This is a genomic window from Gemmatimonadales bacterium, assembly GCA_019637315.1.
Taxonomy (GTDB): Bacteria; Gemmatimonadota; Gemmatimonadetes; order Gemmatimonadales; family GWC2-71-9; genus SHZU01.
Genome location: JAHBVU010000026.1, coordinates 1 through 23,544, shown reverse-complemented (window position 1 = coordinate 23,544; position 23,544 = coordinate 1). Strand labels below are relative to the sequence as shown.

Below are 23,544 nucleotides of genomic sequence, written 5' to 3'. Positions count from 1 at the left end.
GATCAGGCCCCGGGGTCGAGGTTCTTGATATCGACCGTCGCGCCCGGGGTGAGCCGGAGCTGGCCGTCTGTTACCACCCGTTCGCCGGGTTCGAGTCCGGCGGTGACAATCTGGTACTCCCCAACGGTACGGCCCAGCATCACGGTGCGCATCGAGGCTTTCCGCTCCTGGTCGATCACAAAGACGTAGCTGCCGGCCTCTGCCGTGACGATTGCCGCGTTGGGCACCAGGATGGCATCCTTTTCCTGATACAGTTCCAGCGTGGTCGTGACGAACTGTCCCGGCCAGAGCCGCCCGTCGGCATTGGAGAAGAGACCCTTGAGCAGGATGGCGCCCGTGGTCGTGTCCACGGCGTTGTCGACGAACGACAGCGTGCCGAGCAGCGTGGTGGTGTCGGCCGTGGCCGCGGCTCGAATCCGCAGCCGCTCGCCGCGCTGCGCCCGGATGGTCTGGAGGTAGCTGGCGGGGACGGAGAACCGGATCAGGATCGGCGCGGTCTGGTTGACCAGCACCAGCGGTTCCGCAGACTGGGCCCGAACCTGGTTGCCCTGCTTGACCAGGAGGCCACCGGTTCGACCGGAAATCGGCGCCCGAATCGTGGTGTACTCGAGGTTGAGGCGGGCGTTGTCGACCGTGGCCGAGTCGGACTGAACCGTGGCAGCAAACCCGGCGGCCGCCGCCTTGAGCGATTCATACTGCTCGGAGGTGATGTACTCGTTCTGTGCCAGACCCTGGTACCGCTCCACCTGGCGGCGGGCATTCTCGAGCTGCACCAAGTCGCGAGCCAGGTTGGCCTCGGCCTGCTGCAGGGCGTTGCGGTAGGGGCGCGGGTCGATTTCGAACAGAACCTGGCCTGCCTCGACCAGTGCGCCCTCCGAGAAGTGAACGGCGGTAATCAAGCCGCTGACCTGGGCTGTCACGGCCACCGCAGTGATTGGTTCGACGGTGCCCGGGGCAGAGACTTCGAACGGCACGGTCCGCTGTTCCACCCGGGCCGTCGTGACGGGCACGGCCGCGGAGCGGGGCGGGGGCGCCTTGCGGCAGCCCATGCCGATGAGGCTCGACGCCAGGACCAGCCAGAGCAGCGGGCTGCGCCGGGCGGAGCGGTAGGTTGGATTCATCGAGTTGCAAGAATCTCGCAAAAGGTGGAAAGGCGGGCCTGGCATTGGATTCGCCGGGCCCGCCAGTACTACGTAGAAGCCTGCCAATTTGCTGCGTGCAGGGCGGGGGGCCTCGGGCGGCGAGGTCTGATCCGCCGCCGGGGGCGGGGACTCACGCCGGCGGTTCGAGGCGCCACCACCATTGGGTCGGAAGCGGTCGGGTCCTCGGCCAGATTTCGTTCAGCGTCTCAGCCTCATAGAGCCGGCCGTTCTTCATGACATACCGGACCGACGTGGTGTGCTCGAGCTGCTCGAGCGGGTTCAGGTCGAGCACCTGGAGGTCGGCCAGCTTGCCGACCTCGAGGGAGCCCAGGTCCTTCGCGAGCCCGACCCCGTCCGCGCTGGTGATGGTGGCAATCCGCAGCGCCTCATGATTGCTGATGCCGCCGCTGGCCATCATCCAGAGCTCCCAGTGCGCACCGAGGCCCTGGATTTCGCCGTGCGAGCCGAGGCCGAGCTTGCCGCCGGCTGCCTGCATCTTGGCGAGCTGCTGCGCATGGAGCCGGAAGACCTGCTGATCGTCGCGCTGGAAGCTGGTGCTCTTCCACTTGTCGAGCTCGTCGTGGGGCGTGAAGCGACGGAGCCGTGATACCGTATCGATGTTAGTTCGGGTCAGATAGTAGTTCCGACCGATCGGGCCACCGTAGCTGACGATCAGCGTCGGGGTGTAGAAGAGGCCGCTGGTGCGGTGCAGTTCGACGACGTCGCGGTAGAACGGGCTGATCGGCAGGTTGTGCTCCAGGCCGGGATAGCCGTCCTGCATCAGCGTTAGGTTCATGGTGAAGTTGACCCCGCCCTCGGTCGTCGGCGTGAGGCCGAGCTCGCGGGCGGCCATGATGACCCACTGGCGCACCTTCCGGTCGCCGGCCATGTACTGCTTGATCGTTCCGGTACCGTAGTGGTCGGCGTAGCGGCGCAGCACGTCGCGCGCATCGGCGAGGCTCTTGATGTTGTCCCACGAAAAGACGCCTGGGCCGGTCGAGAAGAGGCGCGGGCCGAGCAGCTCGCCCGTTTCCATCCGGTCCGAGTAGGTCAGGATGTCGGTTTCCATGGTCTGCGGGTCGCGCTGGGTCGTGATGCCGTACGCCAGTTGCGGCAGGAACTGCGCAATCTGGGTCCGGTGAACGCCCCAGGCCATCCAGTTGTGCGCATGGATGTCGACATAGCCGGGCAGGATCGTCTTACCGGCAACGTCGATGACCCGGGCGCCTGCAGGAACCGTGATGCTGCCGGTCGGTCCTACCGCACTGATCCGGTTGTTCGTGACGACGAGGTCGCCCGAGGAGATGACCTCATTGCCCTTCATGGTGATGATGCGCGCGCCGCGGAGCACCACCGTACCTCGCGGCCGGTCTTTCGGCACCACGATCTCGACGTCGACTCGGCCCGCTTCGTACGCAAAGCTGACCTGCCCGCTCCGCTGGGATGAATCGGCCCGAGCCGAGTCGGGGCGCGCCTGTCCCGGTCGGGGTCGGGCCCGGCTGACGGAGTCGCGGACCAGCGAATCGCCGAGGGCCAGGTCATACCGGAAGAAGCTCCGACCGATCGAGTAGTGTGCCTGGCTGCCGTCGCTGCTCCAGCCGGCAAAGTCGCCGCCGACCCGGGTCAGCCGCCAGAGCGGCACCGTCGAGGGCAGCACCACCGACACCGTTGGCGGCACCTCGCCGCCGACCGGCGGCACCGTGATCATGTAGACGTTGGTGCGCACCGTGACGAGCGCCCGGCGGCCGTCAGGCGAGAGCACCACCTCCTCGGGGACCGCCGGCGTCATGGTGCCCTGGAAGGTCGGACTCGAGGGCCCGGTCACCTTGAGCAGGGTGCGCAGGTCGCTGCCATCGAGCCGCATCGAGACCAGCCCGTCGCTGCCGGTCCAGAGGTAGACTCGCGAGGTGTCGGGCCCGATGTGCGGCACTCCGCGGGTCGGAGTAACCCCGCCGCCTGCCCAGCGGATCCGGGTCGGGGTGCCCCCAGTGGCGGGCAGCCAGACGTACTCGATCTCGGCCGCCGGGCTGTGATTGCCGAAGTCCTCGAGGGTGCGCATCCGATGCTGCTTGGAGCCGCGGATGGCAAGCAGGCGCGTCCCGTCCCTGGTGTACGCCAGCTTGTCGTAGAATGCGGGCACGCGGGTCAAAGCCTCGGGCGCCGCGCGGATGTCGGTGCGGACCCGCTGAATCTGCCCGCCAAGCGAGTCGTCCCAGGTCACATAGGCCAGGTAGCGGCCGTCCGGTGACCAGACCGGGCCATGCTCGACAACGTCGGCATCGGTCAGGCGGCGGGCGTTCCGAATCACGGCCGGGGTGCGGTTCTGGTTGCCGGGTCCACCCGCGCTTGCCGGCAGGTCGGCAATCCAGAGCCGGCCCAGGGCGGTAAAGGCGAGCCGCTTGCCATCGGGCGACGGCCGGGCGCCGCGGATCTGGGTGACCGTCAGGACCGAGTCGTTGATCGGGTAATCGAACTTGACCAACGGACCAAGCGGCTGATCGACCGCCGCGCTGAACGGAATCGTGCTGACTCGGCCCGAGGGAATCTCGATTCGACGAATCTCGCCGCCGTAGCTGGTGATGAGGGCGCGCGAGTCCGGGGTGAAGGCCGAGCCGGGATAGAGATCCCGATCGCGGCTGCCGCCGCCCTGGTGATCATCGCGCTGCACATCCATCACCAGCCAGCGGTCCTCGCCGGTGGTCAGATCGAGCAGCTTGAGCGCTGCGCGGCTGTCGAAGCGCGTCGCATAGACGAGCCACTTGCCGTCGGGGCTCGGGACCGGGCGAAAGGCGCCTTCGTGCTCGTGGGTCCGGATCCGCAGCTGTCCAGTGCCCCGCTCGAGTTCGGCAATCTGAATCGGGCCGATTTCGCGGGCGGTGCTGCGCCCGTCGTGTTCGCCGTGGGCGTGGCGCGTGCCCGCGGCGAGCGATGGGGTCGGCACCCCGCGCACGTTGACCCAGAGCGAGGTCGAGTCGGCCCCGAAGGCGGCCCCGAGGTAGAAGTTCTGGGGTGAGGGAGCCGGGCCGCCGGGTCGTGCCTGGCCGGTCATCTGCACGCCGGAGCCGCCGTCCTTGTGCCAGATCCAGAGCTGGCTGCCTTTGGTCGCGACGATGTACTGGCCGTCGGGCGTCCAGGCCGGCGAGACGTAGTTCTCCCGCTCGGTCGTGGTCAGGGCGCGCGGGTTCGCGCCGTCGGCATCGGCAATCCAGATATTCTCGGCGCCGTCCCGGTCGCTCACGAAGACGATCGACTTGCCGTCGGGCGAGTAGCGCGCCTGCATGTCGTAGGGAAGGCCGCTGGTGATCCGGGTGGCCGTGCCGCCGGTGATTGGCATGGTGTAGAGATCACCGAGCAGGTCGAAAATCAGGGTCCGCCCGGTGGGGTCGATATCGATCGACAGCCAGGATCCTTCCGTCGTCGTAAATGACAGGGTCCGGGTCGGTATCAACGGCAACCCCTTGGCCGCGGTGGCGGCTTTGGCAGCGCTGTCGTTCTGCGCCGGACTCTGAGCGGCGGCCGACCCGGCCAGACTCGCGAAGGCGGCGACCGGCAGCGCGAGGGCGCGGAGGGAAGACAAAGGCATGGGCTATCTGAGTCTGAGGGACGAAAGGACGCTGACCTGCTTCGAAGGGAAGATAAGGAGTGGCCGGGACCGGGGGTACGTGGACTCGGGGCGCGGGACCGGATAGTATGCTCCGGCGCCGCGCTGCTGCCCGGCGGCCGAACCACCTGAGCCGACCACCCGAGGAGAACGAACGTGCTGAAATCGGTGTTGCTGGAAGAGCTGACCTGGACCGACGTCGAGGCTGCGGTCAAGAGCGGAGTTCGCACCGCGCTGGTGATGACCGGCTCGACCGAGCAGCATGGGCCGCACCTGCCGACCATGACCGACGCGGCCATCGGGCAAGCCGTCGGTGAGCGTCTGGCCCACAAGCTGGGCAACGCGATCATGGCTCCGGTGGTTCGCCCGGGCTGTTCGGATCATCACCTGGCGTTTCCCGGCAGCCTCTCGATTCCCGAGCCGGTGTTCATCGATACCGTCGTGGCCATCGTACGTTCGCTCGCTCCGCACGGGTTCGACGCCTTCGTGCTGCTGTCGGCCCATGGCGGCAACTTCGCGCCCCTCGAACGGGCGGCAGAGCAGCTCCAGGCGGAGTTCGGCCCCAAGGGCGTGCGGATCATCTCATTCGGCGGGCGCCAGGGCCTGCTCGACGTGATGCGGGTCATGAACGATGCCGCCGCCGAGCACGGGCTGCGGCAGGATGCTGACGCCATTCATGCCGACGTGACGGAAACCTCGGTGCTGCTCAACCGCCATGCGAAGCTGGTCGAAGTCGAGCGGTACGAGAGGGGCCTGATGGGGCGGATCGATACCGACGAGCTCTTCCGTCGCGGCCTCAAGGCGCTCACGCCGAATGGCATCCTGGGTGATCCGCACGGCGCCACCGCTGCGCTCGGCGAGACCGTCATCGAACGTCTCGCCGAACACTTTGCGACCGAGACCCGCGCCCGGCTGGGCGCGGGGTAAGCGTCAGGGCGTCAAGTGGTAGGTTGCCTGCAGACCGAGCGGGATGTCGAAACCCCAGAAGGTCAGCAGCAGAATCGTCCAGATCGAGATGAACGTGATGGTATAGGGGAGCATGGTCGACACCAGCGTGCCGATACCGGCTCCCTTCACGTACCGCTGCACGTACACCACTACGAGCGGGAAGTAGGGCATCATCGGCGTGATGATGTTGGTCGACGAGTCGCCGACGCGGTAGGCGGCCTGTGTCAGATCAGGTGAGATCCCGAGCTGCATCAGCATCGGCACGAAGATCGGGGCCAGCAGGGCCCATTTGGCCGACGCCGAACCGATCAGCAAGTTGACCGAGGTGGTCAGCAGGATGATCCCGATGATGGTCGCCTGCGCCGGCATGGCCAGGGCCTGCAGGGTGTTGGCGCCCTTGATGGCAAAGAGCGCGCCCAGGTTGGACTGCCCGAAGGCCGCAATGAAGAGCGAGGCAAAGAACGCCAGCACGATGTAGTACCCCATCGTGCTCATGGCCTGACTCATTGCCTTGATCACGTCGCGATGGTTCTTGATGGTGCCGGCGACGTATCCGTGGACCACCCCGGGAATCAGGAAGAGCAGAAAGATCAGCGGCACGATCGACCGCATCAGCGGGGCGTCGGCTGCGGTCACAGCGCCGGTCGGCGAGCGGAGCGGGGAGTCCGCCGGCCAGGTCAGCCAGGTGAGCAGGATCAGCCCGGCGACCATGGCCGTGGTGCTGGCCCGGAGGCCGCGCCGCTCGGTATCGGTCAGCGGCTCGAGCTTGGGCATCGCATCGCCGTCGCCGTCGACTGTGACCTTCCGGAGCCTGGGCTCCACGACCTTGTCGGTGACGAACCACCCCGCCAGCACGATCAGGACGGTCGAGACGATCAGGAAGTACCAGTTGTTGAGCGGGTTGACCTGTCGGGCAGGGTCGATCATTTGCGCCGCCGACTGGGTCAGGCCCTGCAGCAGCGGGTCGATGGCCGACGGCAGAATGTTGGCGCTGAACCCGCCCGAGACACCCGCAAAGGCAGCGGCAATGCCTGCGACCGGATGTCGCCCGGCCGCTGCGAACATCACGGCGCCCAAGGGGATTACCAGCACGTACCCTGCGTCTGCTGCGGTGTGGCTCAGCGTCGCGACGAAGATGACGAGCGGCGTCAGCAGGCGGGGCGTCGTCACGCTCAGAATCGACTTGAGTCCGGCATTGATGAAGCCCGAGTACTCGGCCACTCCGACGCCAAGCAGGGCCACCAGGACCACGCCCAGCGGATGGAAAGACGTGAAGGTCGTGACCATGTTCGAGAGGAACGAGGCCAGGGCCGGTCCGGTCAGCTGATTGATGATGCTGATCGGCTTGCCGTTGCGGGGGTCGATTTCCGAGAACGACATCGACGACAGCAGGGCCGAGGTGATCCAGACGACGATCAGCAGGATCACGAACAGGAGCGCCGGATCGGGAAGCTTGTTGCCAATCCGTTCGATGGTGGCGAGGGCGCGATCGAGGCGCGTCGCCGGCTGGGCGGGAGCGGTCATCCGCCCAATATGAGGTCAAAAGCCAACTTGACAAGGTGGGGTAGATTCCTCCCTCATGAAACGACTTCTCGCGTTTGCCTTCGCCGCGGCGATCGGGTGCGGCACGACTGACGGCGTTGTGTCTCTCCCGTCGACTAAAGGCGCTGGTTGGATCGACTCGACCCGGTTTGCCAACGCCGATCGTGAACCCGATCAGTGGCTGTCGGCCGGCCGGTCGCCGTATGCGCAGTACTACTCGCCCCTCGATCTGATCAACACCGGCAACGTCGATCAGCTGGGGTTTGCCTGGGAGTACGTCGCCAAGTCCACCCGCGGCCGCGTCCAGCACGGCATGCAGGCGACGGCGGTCGTTGTCGATGGCGTGATGTATGTCTCCGGGCCGTGGAGCGTCGTCTACGCGCTCGATGCCGCCACGGGGCAGCAGCGCTGGCGTTTCGACCCCAAAGTCGACGGGTCCTATCCCCGTCGCAGTTGTTGCGGCGTCTCGAGTCGAGGCGTGCAGGTCTGGCAGGGCAAGGTGTACCTCGCCACCCTCGATGGCTATCTCATCGCCCTCGATGCGGGAACGGGTCGGGAGCTGTGGCGGGTTGATACCTTCGTCGACCGCACCGCTGATTACACCATCACCGGTGCGCCGCACATTGCGGGCTCCGTCGTCGTGGTCGGCAACTCCGGCGCGGATTTTGGCGTGCGCGGCTACGTCTCTGCGTACGATGTCGAGTCGGGTGCACTCGCGTGGCGATTCTTTACCGTACCGGCGAGCCCCGAACATCCGGTTGAACATCCCGAGCTCGAACTCGCGGCCCAAACGTGGGATCCCAACTCGGCCTGGGAGGCGGGCCTTGGCGGCACGGTGTGGGGCGGAATGACGTATGACCCCGCACTCGATCTCCTCTACATCGGTACCGGGAACTCGTCACCCTATCCGATCTGGTTCCGCAGCCCAGGTGGCGGCGACAATCTCTTCCTGGCGTCGATCATTGCCATTCGGCCGGGGACCGGCAGGATGGCGTGGTACTATCAGACGACACCTGGCGAGATCTGGGACTACACCGTTTCCAGCAACCTCGTTCTCGCCGACTTGGAGTGGAAGGGCTCGGTGCGCAAAGTGCTGATGACCGCGCCCAAGAACGGGTTCTTCTATGTCCTCGACCGGGCAACCGGCAAGCTGCTCTCGGCCGAGAAGTATGTGCGCGTCAACTGGGCCAGTCATGTCGATACCGTAACCGGACGTCCCGTGCTCACGGGCGAAGGCTGGTACAAGGATGAGCCCAAGCTCGTCTTCCCGTCGAGTCTCGGCGGCCACAGCTGGATGCCGATGTCGTTCAGCCCGAAGACCGAGCTCGTTTATATCCCGACCATCGAAGGCGGCATGATTTTCGGGTCGGACTCGTCGTTCACCTTCAGGTCGCATCACATCTATCAGGGCATCAAGGTCGGCGCGCCGCACGGTGTGTCGGACCGGCTCACCGGCGGGAATCCCGAGCTGCTCGAATCGCGGGAGTACCTTCAGGCCTGGGATCCGCGCACCGGAACGGCGCGCTGGAAGGTTCCGCTAACCGGGCAGTTCAACGGAGGGGTTCTCTCCACCGGCGGCGACCTCGTCGTGCAAGGCCAAGTGGACGGTCGGCTCGTCGTCAGGCGTGCCGATGACGGAGCGGTGCTCAAGGAGATCGACGTCGGTACGGCGATCATGGCGGCGCCGATGACCTACTCGTTAGGCGGCGTGCAGTACGTTGCGGTCATGGCGGGCTTTGGCGGCGGGCTCGGCGCGCGGTTTGCCCCGGGAAACGCGGGTTACCGATTTGAGAACTATCCGCGCATTCTCTCCTTCAAGCTCGGCGGAAGCGAGACCCCGCGGCCGCCCGCGCGAGTGGAACTGGAGATTCCGGAACCACCCCCGCTCGACGCATCTTCCAGGACGGTAGCGCGAGGGGGCGAGCTCTTCGGCCGCTACTGCGCCTATTGCCACGGCGCTGGCGGCGGGGCCATTTCGGCGTATCCTGATCTGACTCGCCTCCCGGCCGCGGTTCACCAGCGCTTTCGAGACGTCGTGCTCGGCGGTGCGCTGGTAACAGCCGGGATGGCAAGCTTCGCAGATGTGCTCGACCCGGCGGATGTCGACGCGATCCAGGCCTATCTCATCTCCGCCCAGCACGAGGCGTACCGGGTGCGGCGCTGATTTGCGCCGGCGTCGGTGAGAAAGCGCTTCCGGGAGCGGCTTGGTGACCGTTCCCGGGATTCCCCTCGTGGTGCCTGATTATGCGACGCGTGAACGTTCGCTCTAGTCCGACCTAGCTGCGCAGCTCATCCTTGTCCAAGGAGCCATCCGATCGTCGTCTCCTTGTGACCATACGGCCGCAATCGCGTGTCGCATTCCTGTACCTGGAAACCTGGAGGGCTCTCATGCCGCACGAAACCTTTCACGATCTGTATGTCGACGAATTGCGGGATCTCTGGAGCGCCGAAAAGCAGCTCCTCGCGGCGCTACCCAGAATGGCCAAGGCGGCCAGCTCCGCCGAGCTTCAGCAGGCCTTCAAGACCCACGAAGAGGAAACGGCTCAGCACGTCAAGCGCCTCGAGGAGATCTGCCGCTCCCTCGAGGTCTCCCCGCGTGGCAAGCGCTGTGTCGGCATGGACGGGCTCATCGCCGAAGGTAAGGAGATGATGAGTAACGGCTTCGACGGGACGGTGCTGGATGCGGGACTCATTGCTGCCGCCCAGCGGGTGGAGCATTACGAGATAGCCGGATACGGCACCGCGCGGAGCTGGGCCGAACAGCTGGGATATGACGATCAAGCCCAACTGCTCCAGGCAACGCTCGACGAAGAGTCGGCCACCAATGAAACCCTGACCGGTCTGGCACGGACGATCAATTTCGAGGCCGATGAAGACGCCGAAGACAATTGACTGAGGAACGGCACGAGCGGATGGATGCGGCGCGCCTGGTTCGGGAGGGCCTCGTTGAGGCCCTCCACTGAACCGGGCCTGGCGGGGACGCGCCGGCCGCCCCCGCCCCACCCGGGTGAACGCATCCCGCTTATCGCAGCCTGATCGGGAACAGCTCGACGTAGTCGACCTTACCGGTTCCCGGGAGCACTTTCTGCAGCATCACGCCCGGCGAAGATGTCCCGATACCGAAATCGTCATCGTTGGAGATGAACAGGACATTACCCGGCGCCAGGGCCAGACCTTCCGGCTTGTCGTGGGTATAGCCTTCCCTGACCAGGTCGATCTTGAGCCTCTTAGTGACGGGCTTGATTCCGGCCGCCAGCAGTTCGGCCACGGTGGCCTGCTCCAGCGTCTTGCCGCCGATGGGGCTCGCTCCCAACGCACCAAGCTTGCTGATGTCGGTCGCGTCGGAAATATCGACTTCGTAGATGCGCTTGATCGTCGCGGGCGGCGTTCCGAACAGGAAGTTTCCATCGCGCTCCAGCACCAGGAAGCGGGTGTTGCTCAGTGCCAGGATCTCGCTGTTGCCCTGGGACCGGGGATCATCGAGCAGGTACGCAAACTCCTGGGTCGCACCCGTCGTCAGGTTCTTGAAGAGGATCCGGGTCAGGGCCGAGATGTTCCGGATGCCCGCCGGGGTTGGATTCTCGAGCGGCGCCTGCATGACGCCCACCAGCCACTTGCCGTTCGGCGTGATCGTCAGCCCCTCCATGCCGCGATTGGGTCGGCGAGTGGCGTAGACGGCCGGCAGTCCTCCGTTGCACGGCGACCAGCGCAGCTGCTCGCGACCGCGCCGATCGAACTTGGCGAGGAACGGGCCGTACTCATCGGAAATCCAGAAGCTGCCGTCCTGCATCACGACCAGGCCTTCGGAGTCGAGTCCCTGCGGATCGGACGGAATGGCCTGGCCATCCAGGGTGAAAGCGGTTTCGCCGGTACTGCCGCACCCGCCCGGGCCGATCGGAAGGCCGGTGAGCGGCGTACCATCCGCGCGGCGCAGCAGGATGGTGTCGTCGAGGTAGAGCTTGCCCAGGATATAGTGGGCCGTGACCACCCGCGGCGTATAATTCGGGGTCGGGAAGCCCTTGTTGCCATCCGGGAAGTCGATGTTGGGGCCTCGGTCGGTGAGCAGGTAAAAATGGCGGGGACCGAAGGGGGCCATGGCGACGGCCGATCCGTAGCCGCTGTTGTAGACGTCGACGCCCTGGTAACTCGTCAGCAGATCGCGTTTGCCGGCGCTGGTCCACCCCAGCAGCAGGCTGGGAGAGGCGGCCGCTTCGCTCTGCGGGGCCGGGTTGGGAGCGGTCGGGTCGTCCTGGTTCGAGCAGGCCAGCGCCAAGCAGGCCATGCCCACGCTGATCGCCTGGTGGCGCAGTCGCATGGTACGGGGTCCTCGGGGTTGAATTTGAGAGGCGGATGAACCGCGGCTCAAATTCACTCGTGCGCGGTAACGGCCCGGTGAAGCCGGAGCAACGGCCGATGCACGGAGTAGTCCCGGAGTCGCCTCGGTCGCTTCAGGAAGGCAGCGCGGTGTGATCGGGTGGCAAGGTCACCGGCGCCCAGGCCCAGACATCGAGACGTTTTGCGAGGTGGACGAGGGGAGGCGTGCGGGGAACCGTCACGCCGATTGCCCGGGTCAGCGTCTCTTCGGTCACGTGGGCGGTGCCGGGCTCGAGCGGCCACGGCAGATGGTGGATATCCAGGTAATAGACCGCGCCCGAGCGACGCTGACCGAACAGACAGTACCGTTCGGTCAACCAATGGTCCAGTGCACCTGGAGTCGAACGGTAGACGGACCCCGTTGCTGCGTAGCTGGCTCGGAGCACGGCCGGGGTCGGCTCGGGTTGGAGCCGCGCGCTGCGGTAGTGGGTCTGGTCCGCCGACGGATCGATCCTCATGCGGGCGTAGTGGTAGGGCAGCGCGAGGGCCAGCCGGGCCGCCCACGTCGCCAGGCGGCTGCCGGCGTCGAGGCTGAAGAACCAGACCCCGGCGCGCCCCGCGCCCGTGACATAGGTGCGCAGGTTGGCTTCGGGAAAGGTGGTCGCGGTGGGAATGGACGGGGCCCAGCGGACCCGGGTACCCTCCATTCGAAAGGGAACCACACCCAGCCAGGCCATCCCGTCGTACGTGTCGAGGGCCAATGCCGGAGGAATCAGTGGCCGCAAGAGATCAGCCGGAACCGGCCAGTGCAGAAAAGCGAGGTCGGTCCATCGCATGAACAGCGCCCAGGGCCGCTGCGGAAGTGGCCAGGGACGGTGTCGCGTCTGCTCGAGCGGGTGTGTCGCGGCCACCTTCGAACGGCTGGCGATCGACAGAGGGCTGAGTCGTACCGACTGGAACGACTGGCCGCCCTCCCCCGGGGCATCATTGGCTCGTTTCATTCACACCTTGCGTTCAGGATTCGATTCTCCTTTGCGCGGCTGGCGGAGAACTCCGGGGCGCGTCGCGCCGGTTTGGGTTCGGTGCCCGGATCTCGGCCGCGCGGCGCGTCAGCTGATCGGCCGTGCCGGCAGTAATCCCTGCCGCTGCGCGCGGCCGTGTCCGCTCGGCCAAGGCTTCGACAACCGCGTCACGGTAGCTGAGTTGTGTCGCAGAGGCGACAGGCCAGCGTCTCCCCTTAGTTCACACTAACGGAGCCGTATTCACAAGCGAAGGCAGGGGGATACATGTCGATGGCATCACTTCGGGACCTGTACGGTACCGAACTCCGCGATCTATGGAACGCCGAGAAGCAGTTGCTGGTTGCCTTGTCACGGATGGCGCGGTGTGCCACGGCCCCGTTCCTTCGCCAGGCACTCACCAATCACAGCAGGCAGACCAGCCTTCACGCTCGCCGCCTCGAATGGATGTGTGAGGGCCTCAATCTCAACATGACGCCGAAGCGATGCGCCGGAACGGACGGCCTCGTCAGCCAGGTTCGCAGCCTGCTGATGTGCGACTATTCGGGCGACGTCCTCGACGCCGGCCTGACGGCCTCGGCGTTGCAGATGGCGCAGTACAAAGTCGTCAGTTACGCCACGCTCCGCGCCCGCGCGCTCTGTCTGGGTCGTCCCGAGCAAGCGGCCTTGCTCGGGAACACGCTGACCGAGGAGATCAGGGCATCCGAGACGCTCGGCATGGTGGCGATCGCCCTGGGCCCTGGCCAGGATGTGGCTACGCTGGCGGGAGCGCCGAGCTGACGGGACGCCAGGCTCGCCCTGCTAGAGCGCCACAGCCTCGAGCCTGGCGTAGCTCGCTTCCATCCCACTCGTCATGCCCGTGCCCAGGATCGCGTCGCGGGTCTCGGCGTTGGGATAGGTGATCACGATCGACAGCAGCGTGCCCGTGGTCATCGAGGTCAGCGTCATCTCGTTGCGGGTTGTCGGCCCCTCCATCCCGATCATGCCCTCGGTCGTGACCGAGCGATAGGGCGGCTCCGACTCGACCAGGGTGCCTTCGAATCCGAAGCGCTGTGATCCGTCCGCCGCTTCCCACTCGTACCGGTAGCGCTCGCCGGCTTTGCGGGCCACTTGGCAGACCGGCATGGTCCAACCGTCGGGCCCCAGGAGCCAGCGCTGCATCAGCTCGGGCTCCTGGTGCGCACGCCAGACCTGCTCCACGGTGCCACGGATGATCCGGGTAATCCGCACCGTCGTGTCCGAAAGGATCTCGGCTTCGGTTGCCAGGCTCGCTGCGAAGGAAGCCAGATCGGCCAGCACCCCGTCCATCTGGCCCAGTGCCGACCGCATGCCTTCGAGCATGCCCATCTTCACGAGCTCTTCCATGGCCTCGAGGCTCGGGAACCGTGTCACGCTGGTAAAGCGTGAGCCCGTGTCGGTTGCTTCGAAGTTGAAGACGATCCGCATGGTCGGCATGTTCATGTTGTCCTGACCGTTCGCGTCGGAAAATCCATCCTCGATCTCGATCCGCCGCTTGGGCTCGACCGCGAGATAGCGCCACCATCCGGCGGACCGGGTGCCGTCGGGTCCCGTCATGTAGTACTCCGATCGGCCACCGACCGCCATGTCGTGTCGCGTGAAGCGGGCTGGCCACGTCTCGGGGCCCCAGAACTTCTCGAGCTGGCGCGGGTCGGCCCAGGCATCCCAGAGACGGTCGAGCGGCACAGGGTAGTCGCCCACGACGGTCAGGGTCAGGGCCTTCGGATCAGAAGTAACAGACGTGATGGGCATGGCTCATTCCTTGGTGGGCAGGCCGAGAACGGCGTCGAGTTGGCTGAAGCGGGCCTTCCAGAGATCCTCGAGACGGGCCAGCAGCTCGCGCGCGCGGGCGAGCTGCGCGGGGTTGCCGCGAACCATTCGTTCCCGGCCTCGGGCGTATTTGCTCACCAGGCCAGCGTCTTCGAGTACGGCGACGTGTTTCTGAACCGCCGCGAACGACATCGCATACCGGGCGGCCAGGGTGGACACCGACTGCTCCCCAACCAGCACCCGGGCGACGATATCGCGGCGGGTGGTGTCGGAAAGGGCCTGGAAGACCCGGTCGATCTCAGCGTCGGTGAACGAAGAACGTACAACCATATGGTTGTACGTTAAGGCACGACGGACCTACGCGCAAGCCCGGGGGAGGGCCGAATCTCGTCGCGGCCGTGAGCGCCCGGCGTTATTGTTTCAGGCCATGGATCGCTCACGAATGTCGGCGCGGGTCGTCCCTCTTTCGAGCCCTGAGGCGGCCGATCCGCGCATGGGCGGCACGCTGGAAGAGCGAGTTGCCGCAGTCGCGAAGCTGACCGATGCGGCCTGGCGGCTGGCTGGTCGGTCCTTCCCGACTTACACCCGTGCCACCATGCCGATCCTCGTCGCAACGCTGCAGGACCACCCGGGGAGCCTGTGATCGACGACTTTCGGGACCTGGTCGCTCCCTGGGCGAATAGCTCCGGCCACCACCGGCACGGTGCCGGTTGATCGAGTCTCGCGCTCAGCCCTCGGCAGGCCGGATTCGCAGCAGCAGGTCGCCGGCCTCGACCCGGTCGCCGGCGTCGATGTGGAGCTCCGTGACGAGACCGTCTGACGGAGCGTAGACGGTGCTCTGCATCTTCATCGCCTCCATCATTAGCAGCTTGTCGCCCTTGGCCACCTTGTGGCCGACCGACACGACGAGCTCCGCAATCAGACCCGGAATCGGCGCGGCGAGCTGGGTCGGGTCGGTGGCGTCCACTTTGGGCCGCGCCTTGGTCTTCGGCGTCGATTTCGCATCGAGCACGAAGGCGTCGCGCCCGATGCCGTTGAGTTCGTAGCTGACGGCGCGCTTGCCCTCCTCATCGGGCTCGCCCACCGAGAGCAGCCGGATGATCAGCGTCTTGCCCTCCTCGATGTCGACCGAGATCTCCTCCCCAGGTGCGAGGCCGTAGAGGAACGCCGGGGTCGGCAGGGCGCTGACGTCGCCGTACGCCGTCGTATGCTTGGCGAAGTCGAGGAAGACCTTGGGGTACATCAGATACGAGAAGACATCGTCATCGGTCGGTTCGCGCCGAAGCCGATCCTTGAGCTCGGCACGGGTCACCGCGAGGTCGAGCTCGGCGGCCGTCTCGGCATTCGGCAGGCCGCTCATGGCCGCAGCGTAGCGCGCCCGCGCCACGGCATGGCGCTCCGGACCAAGCACGGCGAGCGAAACGTCCTCGGGCCAGCCGCCATCGGGCCACCCCAGGCCGCCCATCAGCATGTCGATGACGCTCTCGGGGAACGGCGTGACGCCAGGATCGAGATTGACGACGTCGACCGGGCGAATGCTCTTGCTGAACAGGAAGAGCGCCATGTCGCCGACGACCTTCGACGACGGGGTGACTTTCACGATGTCACCGAAGAGCTGATTGACCTCGGCGTAGGTGCGGGCAATCTCGGGCCAGCGATGGCCAACACCCATCGCGGCGGCCTGCTCCTTGAGGTTGGTATACTGCCCGCCCGGCATCTCGTGCAGGTAGACCTCCGCCGATCCGCTCTTCGGCGCGGAGTCGAACGGCGCATAGTAGGTACGCACCGTTTCCCAATAGTCGGAGAACTCGTTCAGGGTGTCGAGATCGAGTCCGGTGTCCCGCGGAGTGTGCTGGAGCGCGGCTACTACGGAATTGAGGTTGGGCTGCGAGGTGCTGCCGCTCATCGAGGCCAGCGCGAGGTCGACCGCGTCCACGCCCGCTTGGGCAGCCTGGAGCACGCTGGCGGAGGCGATGCCGCTGGTGTCGTGGGTATGGAAATGGATCGGCAGTCCGATCTCGTTTCGGAGCGTCTCGACCAGCCGCTTGGCCGCGAAGGGACGGCAGAGCCCCGCCATGTCCTTGATGGCGAGCATGTGGGCGCCCATCCGCTCCAGCTCCTTGGCCAGCCGGACATAGTATTGGAGCGAGAACTTGTCGCGCCGCTCGTCGAGAATGTCGCCGGTGTAGCAGATGGCGGCTTCGCAGACGGCGTGGGTGTCCTGAACCGCCTCCATCGCGACCCGGAGGCTGGGCAGGTAGTTGAGCGAGTCGAAGACCCGGAAGATGTCCATGCCCTGGCCGGCCGCATGGCGAACGAAGCCGGCCACGACATTGTCGGGATAATTGGTGTAGCCGACCGCATTGGCGCCCCGGAAGAGCATCTGGAAGCAGATGTTGGGCACCGCAGCGCGCAGCTGGCGGAGTCGCTCCCAGGGATCCTCGCTCAGAAACCGCATGGCGGTGTCGAAGGTGGCCCCACCCCACATCTCCAGCGAGAATAGCTGCGGCGTCCGACGCGCCACGGCCGCCGCGGTGGCCAGCATGTCGTAGCCGCGGACCCGGGTGGCCATGAGCGACTGGTGCGCATCGCGCCAGGTTGTGTCGGTAATCAGCAGCCGATCCTGCGCCCTGACCCACTCCGCAAATCCCTTCGCGCCGAGCGCGAGCAGGCGCTGCCGCGTACCGGCGGGCGGCTCCGCACTCGGGCTGTACGGCAGCGGCCGCGGCTGGGGCAGAGGACCGCTCGGCCGATAGCCCTTGGCGTGCGGATTGCCGTTGACGATGACCCCCGCCAGGAAATTGAGCAGCTTGGTCGCCCGATCGCGCCGAGGCTTGAACTTGACGAGCTTGGGCGTGGTGTCGATCAGGGTCGTGGTGGCCTGACCGCTCCGGAACTTGGGGTGCGCAATCACGTTCTCGAGGAACGGGATGTTCGTCTTGACGCCGCGAATCCGGAACTCCGCCAGGCAGCGGCGCGCCCGGTGCAGCGCGTTGTCGTAGGTCTGCCCGCTCGCGATGCACTTGACCAGCAGCGAGTCGTAGTACGGCGTGATGACCGCGCCGGCAAAGCCCATTCCGCCGTCGAGCCGGACCCCGAAACCGCCCGGCGACCGGTACGCCATGATCCGCCCGTAATCCGGCACAAACTGATTCTCCGGATCCTCGGTGGTAATGCGGCACTGAATGGCGTAGCCGTTCCGCGGCACCTCCTCCTGCCTGGGCATCCCGACCCGTTCCGAGTGCAGCTCATGCCCTTCGGCAATCAGAATCTGGGCGCGGACGAGATCGAGCCCGGTAATCACTTCCGATACCGTGTGCTCGACCTGGATCCGCGGATTCATCTCGATGAAGAACCACTCGTGCCGGTCGAGATCGTAGATGAACTCGACCGTGCCCGCGTTGTCGTAGCGGATTTCCCGCGCCATCCGGGTGGCGGCTTCGCACAGCTGGTCGACCACCGCCTGCGGCAATCCGACCGATGGCGCCACCTCGATCACCTTCTGATGGCGGCGCTGCACCGAGCAGTCGCGCTCGTGGAGATGAATCACGTTGCCGTGCTGATCGCCGAGGATCTGGACCTCGAGGTGCTTGGCGCGTTCGATGTACTTTTCGAGGAAGATGGCCTGGTTCCCGAAGGCCCGTTCCGCCTCGGCCTGCGCCTCGTCGAGCAGGTTCTCGAGTTCCGACTCGGCGCGGACCACCCGCATCCCGCGCCCGCCGCCGCCGAACGCCGCCTTGATGATCAGCGGAAACCCGATCGACTGGGCGACCGCGAGCGCCTGGGCGCGATCGGTGATCGGCTCTTCCGTACCTGGCAGGGTCGGCACCCCGATGCGCTGCGCCAGGGAGCGGGCGGCGGTCTTGTCGCCCATCATCTCGAGCAGCTCGGGGCGGGGGCCGACGAAAATCAGTCCGGCCTCGATGCAGGCGCGCGCGAACTCCGGGTTTTCCGAGAGGAAGCCGTAACCGGGATGAATCGCGTCGACGCCCCGCGCCTTGGCAATCGCAATGATGCCCTCGATATCGAGGTACGCGGCCACGGGCCCCTTGCCGATGCCGACCTCATACGCCTCGTCGGCCTTGTAGCGATGGATGCAGAAGCGGTCGTCGTGAGCGTAGATCGCAACGGTGCGGAGGCCGAGCTCGGTGCCGGCGCGGAAGACGCGCACCGCAATCTCGCTTCGATTGGCGGCCATCAGCTTGGTGATGCGAGATGGTCCCTTCGATTGAGTCACTGCGCGATGCCTCCGATGACGAAGTCGCACCACTCGCCCCTCGGGTGGTGCATCGGGCAAGGTAGGGTGGCGTCGGGGTCGGGGCAAGCAACGACCGCCGCGGATATTTCGCTTCTGGCGGCGTAGCTGCGGGGGCGCAGACTCTGGCTGTCGGGGTTGCCATTGACGGCCTGCCATGTGGCGGTAGCTTTCAGCCATATGGCAAAATCAGCACCGGGTCCGTCCCGAAAGCGGATCCCCAAGCGGCGCCCGGATGTGCAGGCCTACCTCGAGGCGGTCGAGGGCTCGCGCGGACCCAATGCCTACGTGGCCCTACTCGGTATGGAGGCTGCCGATACGGCGTCCCTCCATGATCGGGTGGAGCAGGGCATTCCCTACCGATACCTCGAGAAGCTGCACAGCCTGATGGACGTGCAGCGCTCGGCCCTGACCGACGCGCTGATGCTCTCGGAACGGACGATTCACCGGCGCAAGGAGGCTGGACGGCTGCAGCCGGATGAATCGGATCGGGTGCTTCGACTCACCCGCTTGTTCGGCAAAGCCATCGAACTGTTCGAAGGCGATGACCGGCAGGCCGTTGCCTGGTTCCGGAAGCCGATCAGGGGCCTGGGCGACCGATCGCCCCTGGAGATGAGCCGCACGGGTCCGGGTGCGCTCGAGGTCGAGCGCCTGATCGACCGGCTCGAGCACGGAGTGCCCTCCTGAGTGCCGTCCGCCTGGCGGATCGTCAAAAGTAAGTACGCCGCCAGCGCCCTTGATGGCGAAGGGGCTCGCCGGGCTGGAGGGCGCTGGACCAGCGTCGGCCGGCGCGCGGTCTACACCTCGAGCTCAGTGGCGCTGGCCACGCTGGAAATCCTCGTCCACCTCGAGTCGCCTCGGCTGCTGGCCGCGTACACGCTCTTCGAAGTTCGCTTTCCGGATCAGCTCGTCACGAAGCTCGACCCTCGATCGTTGCCGCCAGAGTGGACCAACTATCCTGCACCCGTCAGCCTCGCCGCCATCGGCGACCGGTGGTTGGATTCGGCTGCGTCAGCGGTGTTGCGGGTTCCCAGTGCCGTCGTGGGGTTGGAGTTCAACTACGTGCTCAACCCCGAACATCGCGACTACCGGAAGGTGAGCATCGGACCGGCCCAGCCGTTTCGGGTCGATCCGCGCCTCGCCTAGGGCCGGAACACCGCCCGCGTGATAGATTGGAGGACCCCCTCGCCGGAGCGCCGCATGACCCGGAAGACCTCACACGACTTCGATCAGGAGTTGCTGATCCTGTTCGACGCCTACGTTCATGGCACCATCGACCGCCGCGCCTTTCTCGACCGGGCCGCCAAGTTCGCCGTGGGCGGGGTTACGGCGGCCATGCTGCTCGAGCAGCTCAGCCCGAAGTTCGTCGAGGCGCAGGTTATCGCTCCGGCCGATACCAGGATCAGCGCCGAGTATCTCGAGTACGACTCGCCGAATGGGTACGGCCGGGCGCGGGGGTACCTCGTGGCCCCGACGGGTGCGACAGCCAGGCATCCCGCCATCCTCGTGATCCACGAAAATCGCGGCCTCAACCCGCACATCGAAGACATCACGCGGCGGCTCGCGGTCGACGGCTTTCTCGCGTTTGCTCCGGATGCGCTCTTCCCGCTCGGTGGCTACCCGGGCGATGAAGACAAAGCCCGCGAGCTCTTTCCGCAGCTCGATCAGGCCAAGACGCGGGAGGATTTCGTGGCTGCCGTCGGGGTGTTGAAGGCCCGCCCGGAGTCGACCGGTCGGGTTGGTGCGGTCGGGTTCTGCTATGGCGGCGGCATGGTGAACTATCTCGCCACCCGGCTCGGTTCGGAGCTGGCCGCGGGCGTGGCGTTCTACGGTTCGTCGCCCAACGTCGAGGACGTGCCGAAGATTCGCAGTCCGCTGCTGATTCAGTCGGCGGAGCAGGACCCTCGAATCAATGCGAGCTGGCCGGCGTTCGAGGAGGCGCTCAAGGCGGCGAAAGTCGACTACCAGCGGTATCTCTATCCGGGCACCCAGCACGGCTTCAACAACGATACCACGCCGCGGTATGACCCCGCCGCCGCGAAGCTGGCGTGGGACCGGACCGTGGCGTTCTTCAATCGGCACGTGCGGGGTTAAGGTGCACGTGCCGACTCGGTTGGTCAGGCAGGCCGCTTAGCGGCCCACCAGGACTGCTGCGGTTTCCGGATCACTCCGATCGGGTTCTGGTACCCGACCCGGTTCAGGGTCCTCACGTCGACCGGGATGGGTCACGTCATCGGGCTCGGTCTCGGGCGTGACCGGCTCGTCCTCGGGACGGCGGTCAGGCCGATCCGTCGGATCGAGGTCCCGCGGGTCGGCCGGGTTCCGGCGGGCCACCGGCAGCTCCGCATACCAGGTGACCAGAGGCTTTGCCTCCCCGTTTGACGGCCGGCCGAGCGCGGTCGCCACCGCGTCCCGAACGCTGACTTCCTCGTTGAGCGACTGTTCCAGCAGCGCGGCGTGGCTCAGGTGGCCGAGTCGGGTGGCCTGGAAGCGCGCGGTGGCGTAACGCATCACCTTGTGCTGGGAAATGGCTTGCGCAGCCGCCGCGAGCGCCGCATCGAGATCCGGCCGGATCAGGTCACTCGCCAGAAGTCCCTCGACCCGGCCAGTCAGATTGCGCATGCTGGCCGACGCATGGATCGGTGACTGCACCCTGAGGCCGCGACAGATCCATTCGAGGCGGCGGAGATGAATCTCGGCCATCCGGCCGTGGCGGTGCAGCAACTCGCGCAGGAACGACGCGGACGCGGTCCTGGCCATTCGCGTCAGTACGTCTCCTAATGGCTGTTCTGCGCCACACAGGTGACGGATATCATCGATGTAGTCGCTCTGCGAAGATACGCTTGGCATGGGCTGGCCTTTCGTTCGTGCAAGGATGCCCTTGGCGTACAGGGCGATGGTAGCCACCACGCGATGCGGTGATATAAAGGAGGACCCGCGAACCGTTGTCTGTTTGCACAGATTTGCAGGGCATTCCACAGATTGCCGGTGATTCGTTCACACCTGTGGCAACACCTGGTCGACGGGGGCTGCTGCCCATGAGCCGCTGTTCCGGATGCCTTCACGCTGCCTTCAGGGTCGGCGGGGCAAGTTGCCGCTATGAGAATTCGGCTCGGGGTTCTCGTGCTTGCCGCACTCGCGCTGGTTCCGCACCACGGGTCGGCGCAGGCTGGCCGCGACGGCTGCGAACGGGGCCGGCCGCTGATCGCTGCGGCGCAGACCCTCGCCGTCAACTATGCCGTCAACCGCTTCGACGCACTCGTCCTCGAGGCCGACTGGGCCCGGGTCGACTTCGAAAGCTGGTCGCGCAACCTCCGGCTCGGTTGGGAGTGGGACGAGAACGCCTTCGGCACCAACCTGTTTGCCCACCCGTTCCACGGCAACCTTTATTTCAATGCCGCCCGCGCCAACTGCCTGAGCTTCTGGGAGGCCGTTCCCTTCGCCTTTCTCGGCTCGTGGACCTGGGAGTATTTCGGCGAGACCCACCGGCCGTCGCTCAACGACTTCTTCATGACGAGCTTCGGCGGCATTGCGCTGGGCGAGATGCTGCATCAGGTGAGCAGCAGCCTCCGTGACACCGAGGCGTCGGGAGGAGCGCGGCTCTCCCGCGAGCTAGCGGCCACCCTCTTCGATCCGATGGGCGGGCTCAACCGGCTGGCACGCGGGGAGTGGAACCGCCACCGCCCGAACCCCGCCGGGCACGAAGCAGCCGACTATCTGGTGCGCTTCGCAGCGGGCGCCCGTCGGGTTCGCGAGAGCGGGTCGCCCAACCGCTACTCCAGCACCTTCCTGATCGACCTGAGCTACCGCGATCCGTTCGAGCGCGCCTACCGGGCTCCGTACGACGTCTTTACCCTGCGGCTCCAGGTCAGTCCGGGCGGCGGCGGCCTCAACCTCCTGCGCAGCGTGGGCCGCCTCTATGGGGGCGACCTGGCGACCCAAGCGGCGGGGCACCGCCATCTCTGGGCCCTCAACCAGCGCTTCGACTACGTCGACAACCTCGCCTACCGCTACGGCGAACAAGGGCTGGAGGCCGGGCTGCTTTCGCGCTGGCGGCTGGGCGGCGACCTGTCGCTGCGTACCGAGATCTCGGCGGGCGCCACGCTGCTCGGTGCGATCGACGGACCCTATGCGGGCGTCGGCGAGCGTTCTTACGACTTCGGGCCTGGTGTCGGGGCCAACGCCGAGCTGACGCTGGAGCATCGGGGCCGGCGGTACTTCACCTTCTATAACCGGTGGCGCGCGCTGCGGACCGTGAGCGGCGCCGAGTCGAGTCACCATCTGCTGTTCACCGGGGCGGCGGCCATGGTTCCACTCACCGGCGGGCTCGGACTCGGCCTCTATCTCAGCGACGATCGCCGGACCAGCCGGTATCCGGAGCTGCCGAGCGATCGGCGCTCATACCTCGAGGGGCGGCTCTTCCTGACCTGGACCGACGCCGCGCGATCGGGGGTCGAGCCATGAGGACCGCGCTGCTGATCGCCGCCGCGGCGCTCGCTGCGGTGCCCGCCGTCGTCCGTGCCCAGGAGGCGGGGCGTCGCGGTCTCTGGGTCGAGGCCGGGCTGGGCACGGGTGTGGCCCGGGTCGGCTGCTCCGCCTGCACCGACCCTTCGGTCGTCTATGGCAGCACCGGGTGGGTTCGGCTGGGAACCCGTCTGACCGAGCGGGTTCAGCTCGGCGCCGAGCTCTTCGGCTTCGACGATCGGGCTGCTGCTCGTTCGGCCGAGCCCGTCGATCCGCTCGAGGCGCGGAATGCGTCGCTGATGGGCGCCGTGATGTGGTTCCCGACCGGCAGCGGATTTTTTCTCACCGGAGGGCTCGGGCTCGCTCGGGGGACCTTCACCGTGACGCCGCCCGACGGGCCGGCGGTCACGACGCGCCGCACCGGTTCGGGGCTGGCCTTCGGGCTCGGGCTCGACCTGCCCGTCTTTCGCT

Annotated in this window: 19 protein-coding genes; 10 read left to right on the top strand and 9 right to left on the bottom strand. The window is 66.5% G+C overall.

Going from position 1 to position 23,544, the window contains the following annotated elements:
- Window positions 1-2: 2 nt before the first annotated feature.
- Window positions 3-1,121, bottom strand: coding sequence for an efflux RND transporter periplasmic adaptor subunit (locus KF785_16410; protein ID MBX3148349.1), 1,119 nt, complete (start codon window positions 1,119-1,121; stop codon window positions 3-5).
- A 151-nt stretch (window positions 1,122-1,272) separates the two neighbouring features.
- Window positions 1,273-4,725, bottom strand: a complete 3,453-nt coding sequence (locus KF785_16405; GenBank protein ID MBX3148348.1) for a PD40 domain-containing protein — start codon at window positions 4,723-4,725, stop codon at window positions 1,273-1,275.
- Between the two features lie 174 nt (window positions 4,726-4,899).
- Between KF785_16405 and KF785_16400 the strand changes: the two genes are divergently transcribed.
- Window positions 4,900-5,670 (top strand): creatininase family protein, encoded by a 771-nt coding sequence (locus KF785_16400; GenBank protein ID MBX3148347.1) that lies wholly within the window; start codon window positions 4,900-4,902, stop codon window positions 5,668-5,670.
- Window positions 5,671-5,673: 3 nt separating this feature from the next.
- Here the strand turns inward: KF785_16400 and KF785_16395 are convergent, their stop codons facing one another.
- On the bottom strand, window positions 5,674-7,215 hold the full coding sequence (locus KF785_16395) for an AbgT family transporter (protein MBX3148346.1): 1,542 nt from the start codon (window positions 7,213-7,215) through the stop codon (window positions 5,674-5,676).
- 55 nt (window positions 7,216-7,270) lie between these two features.
- Here KF785_16395 and KF785_16390 point away from each other — a divergent pair, with 55 nt between their 5' ends.
- Both KF785_16390 and KF785_16385 read left to right on the top strand, forming a co-directional pair.
- Window positions 7,271-9,397, top strand: coding sequence for a PQQ-dependent dehydrogenase, methanol/ethanol family (locus tag KF785_16390; protein MBX3148345.1), 2,127 nt, complete (start codon window positions 7,271-7,273; stop codon window positions 9,395-9,397).
- 224 nt (window positions 9,398-9,621) lie between these two features.
- Complete coding sequence (locus KF785_16385; protein ID MBX3148344.1) at window positions 9,622-10,125, top strand: ferritin-like domain-containing protein; 504 nt, start codon at window positions 9,622-9,624, stop codon at window positions 10,123-10,125.
- A gap of 130 nt (window positions 10,126-10,255) precedes the next feature.
- On the opposite strand, the gene KF785_16380 is transcribed toward KF785_16385, so the two are convergent.
- Window positions 10,256-11,548 (bottom strand): esterase-like activity of phytase family protein, encoded by a 1,293-nt coding sequence (locus KF785_16380; GenBank protein MBX3148343.1) that lies wholly within the window; start codon window positions 11,546-11,548, stop codon window positions 10,256-10,258.
- Between the two features lie 133 nt (window positions 11,549-11,681).
- Window positions 11,682-12,548, bottom strand: coding sequence for a DUF2071 domain-containing protein (locus KF785_16375; protein MBX3148342.1), 867 nt, complete (start codon window positions 12,546-12,548; stop codon window positions 11,682-11,684).
- 291 nt (window positions 12,549-12,839) lie between these two features.
- Between KF785_16375 and KF785_16370 the strand changes: the two genes are divergently transcribed.
- Window positions 12,840-13,346 carry a DUF892 family protein gene (locus tag KF785_16370; GenBank protein ID MBX3148341.1) on the top strand — a complete coding sequence of 169 codons (507 nt, stop codon included), beginning with the start codon at window positions 12,840-12,842 and terminating at the stop codon, window positions 13,344-13,346.
- Between the two features lie 21 nt (window positions 13,347-13,367).
- Here the strand turns inward: KF785_16370 and KF785_16365 are convergent, their stop codons facing one another.
- Both KF785_16365 and KF785_16360 read right to left on the bottom strand, forming a co-directional pair.
- Window positions 13,368-14,336, bottom strand: a complete 969-nt coding sequence (locus tag KF785_16365; protein MBX3148340.1) for an SRPBCC domain-containing protein — start codon at window positions 14,334-14,336, stop codon at window positions 13,368-13,370.
- 3 nt (window positions 14,337-14,339) lie between these two features.
- Window positions 14,340-14,684, bottom strand: coding sequence for a winged helix-turn-helix transcriptional regulator (locus tag KF785_16360; protein ID MBX3148339.1), 345 nt, complete (start codon window positions 14,682-14,684; stop codon window positions 14,340-14,342).
- Window positions 14,685-14,781: 97 nt separating this feature from the next.
- Between KF785_16360 and KF785_16355 the strand changes: the two genes are divergently transcribed.
- Window positions 14,782-14,997, top strand: coding sequence for a hypothetical protein (locus KF785_16355; GenBank protein ID MBX3148338.1), 216 nt, complete (start codon window positions 14,782-14,784; stop codon window positions 14,995-14,997).
- Window positions 14,998-15,081: 84 nt separating this feature from the next.
- Here KF785_16355 and KF785_16350 read toward each other — a convergent pair whose 3' ends face one another.
- On the bottom strand, window positions 15,082-18,591 hold the full coding sequence (locus KF785_16350) for a pyruvate carboxylase (GenBank protein MBX3148337.1): 3,510 nt from the start codon (window positions 18,589-18,591) through the stop codon (window positions 15,082-15,084).
- 198 nt (window positions 18,592-18,789) lie between these two features.
- Here KF785_16350 and KF785_16345 point away from each other — a divergent pair, with 198 nt between their 5' ends.
- Genes KF785_16345 through KF785_16335 form a run of 3 tightly spaced genes read left to right on the top strand, consistent with a single transcriptional unit; the run spans window position 18,790 to window position 20,703 of the window.
- Window positions 18,790-19,296: a DUF2384 domain-containing protein gene (locus KF785_16345; GenBank protein MBX3148336.1), complete on the top strand. Its 507-nt coding sequence runs from the start codon at window positions 18,790-18,792 to the stop codon at window positions 19,294-19,296.
- Window positions 19,297-19,755, top strand: a complete 459-nt coding sequence (locus KF785_16340; protein MBX3148335.1) for an RES family NAD+ phosphorylase — start codon at window positions 19,297-19,299, stop codon at window positions 19,753-19,755.
- A gap of 54 nt (window positions 19,756-19,809) precedes the next feature.
- Window positions 19,810-20,703, top strand: coding sequence for a dienelactone hydrolase family protein (locus KF785_16335; GenBank protein ID MBX3148334.1), 894 nt, complete (start codon window positions 19,810-19,812; stop codon window positions 20,701-20,703).
- A gap of 36 nt (window positions 20,704-20,739) precedes the next feature.
- On the opposite strand, the gene KF785_16330 is transcribed toward KF785_16335, so the two are convergent.
- Complete coding sequence (locus tag KF785_16330) at window positions 20,740-21,459, bottom strand: DUF892 family protein (protein ID MBX3148333.1); 720 nt, start codon at window positions 21,457-21,459, stop codon at window positions 20,740-20,742.
- 249 nt (window positions 21,460-21,708) lie between these two features.
- Here KF785_16330 and KF785_16325 point away from each other — a divergent pair, with 249 nt between their 5' ends.
- The gene (locus KF785_16325; protein MBX3148332.1) at window positions 21,709-23,073 is read left to right on the top strand and encodes a DUF3943 domain-containing protein; all 1,365 of its coding nucleotides are present in this window, start codon (window positions 21,709-21,711) and stop codon (window positions 23,071-23,073) included.
- A partial coding sequence (locus tag KF785_16320) for a hypothetical protein (GenBank protein ID MBX3148331.1) occupies window positions 23,070-23,544 on the top strand: 475 nt, incomplete at its 3' end. The genes KF785_16325 and KF785_16320, both read left to right, overlap by 4 nt.

Coding starts and splice junctions, on each gene's coding strand:
- KF785_16355 (MBX3148338.1), top strand. CDS start 14,782: ATGGATCGCTCACGAATGTCGGCGCGGGTCGTCCCTCTTTCGAGCCCT.
- KF785_16325 (MBX3148332.1), top strand. CDS start 21,709: ATGAGAATTCGGCTCGGGGTTCTCGTGCTTGCCGCACTCGCGCTGGTT.
- KF785_16345 (MBX3148336.1), top strand. CDS start 18,790: ATGGCAAAATCAGCACCGGGTCCGTCCCGAAAGCGGATCCCCAAGCGG.
- KF785_16370 (MBX3148341.1), top strand. CDS start 12,840: ATGGCATCACTTCGGGACCTGTACGGTACCGAACTCCGCGATCTATGG.
- KF785_16390 (MBX3148345.1), top strand. CDS start 7,271: ATGAAACGACTTCTCGCGTTTGCCTTCGCCGCGGCGATCGGGTGCGGC.
- KF785_16330 (MBX3148333.1), bottom strand. CDS start 21,459: ATGCCAAGCGTATCTTCGCAGAGCGACTACATCGATGATATCCGTCAC.
- KF785_16395 (MBX3148346.1), bottom strand. CDS start 7,215: ATGACCGCTCCCGCCCAGCCGGCGACGCGCCTCGATCGCGCCCTCGCC.
- KF785_16365 (MBX3148340.1), bottom strand. CDS start 14,336: ATGCCCATCACGTCTGTTACTTCTGATCCGAAGGCCCTGACCCTGACC.
- KF785_16385 (MBX3148344.1), top strand. CDS start 9,622: ATGCCGCACGAAACCTTTCACGATCTGTATGTCGACGAATTGCGGGAT.
- KF785_16335 (MBX3148334.1), top strand. CDS start 19,810: ATGACCCGGAAGACCTCACACGACTTCGATCAGGAGTTGCTGATCCTG.
- KF785_16375 (MBX3148342.1), bottom strand. CDS start 12,548: ATGAAACGAGCCAATGATGCCCCGGGGGAGGGCGGCCAGTCGTTCCAG.
- KF785_16360 (MBX3148339.1), bottom strand. CDS start 14,684: ATGGTTGTACGTTCTTCGTTCACCGACGCTGAGATCGACCGGGTCTTC.
- KF785_16410 (MBX3148349.1), bottom strand. CDS start 1,121: ATGAATCCAACCTACCGCTCCGCCCGGCGCAGCCCGCTGCTCTGGCTG.
- KF785_16405 (MBX3148348.1), bottom strand. CDS start 4,725: ATGCCTTTGTCTTCCCTCCGCGCCCTCGCGCTGCCGGTCGCCGCCTTC.
- KF785_16380 (MBX3148343.1), bottom strand. CDS start 11,548: ATGCGACTGCGCCACCAGGCGATCAGCGTGGGCATGGCCTGCTTGGCG.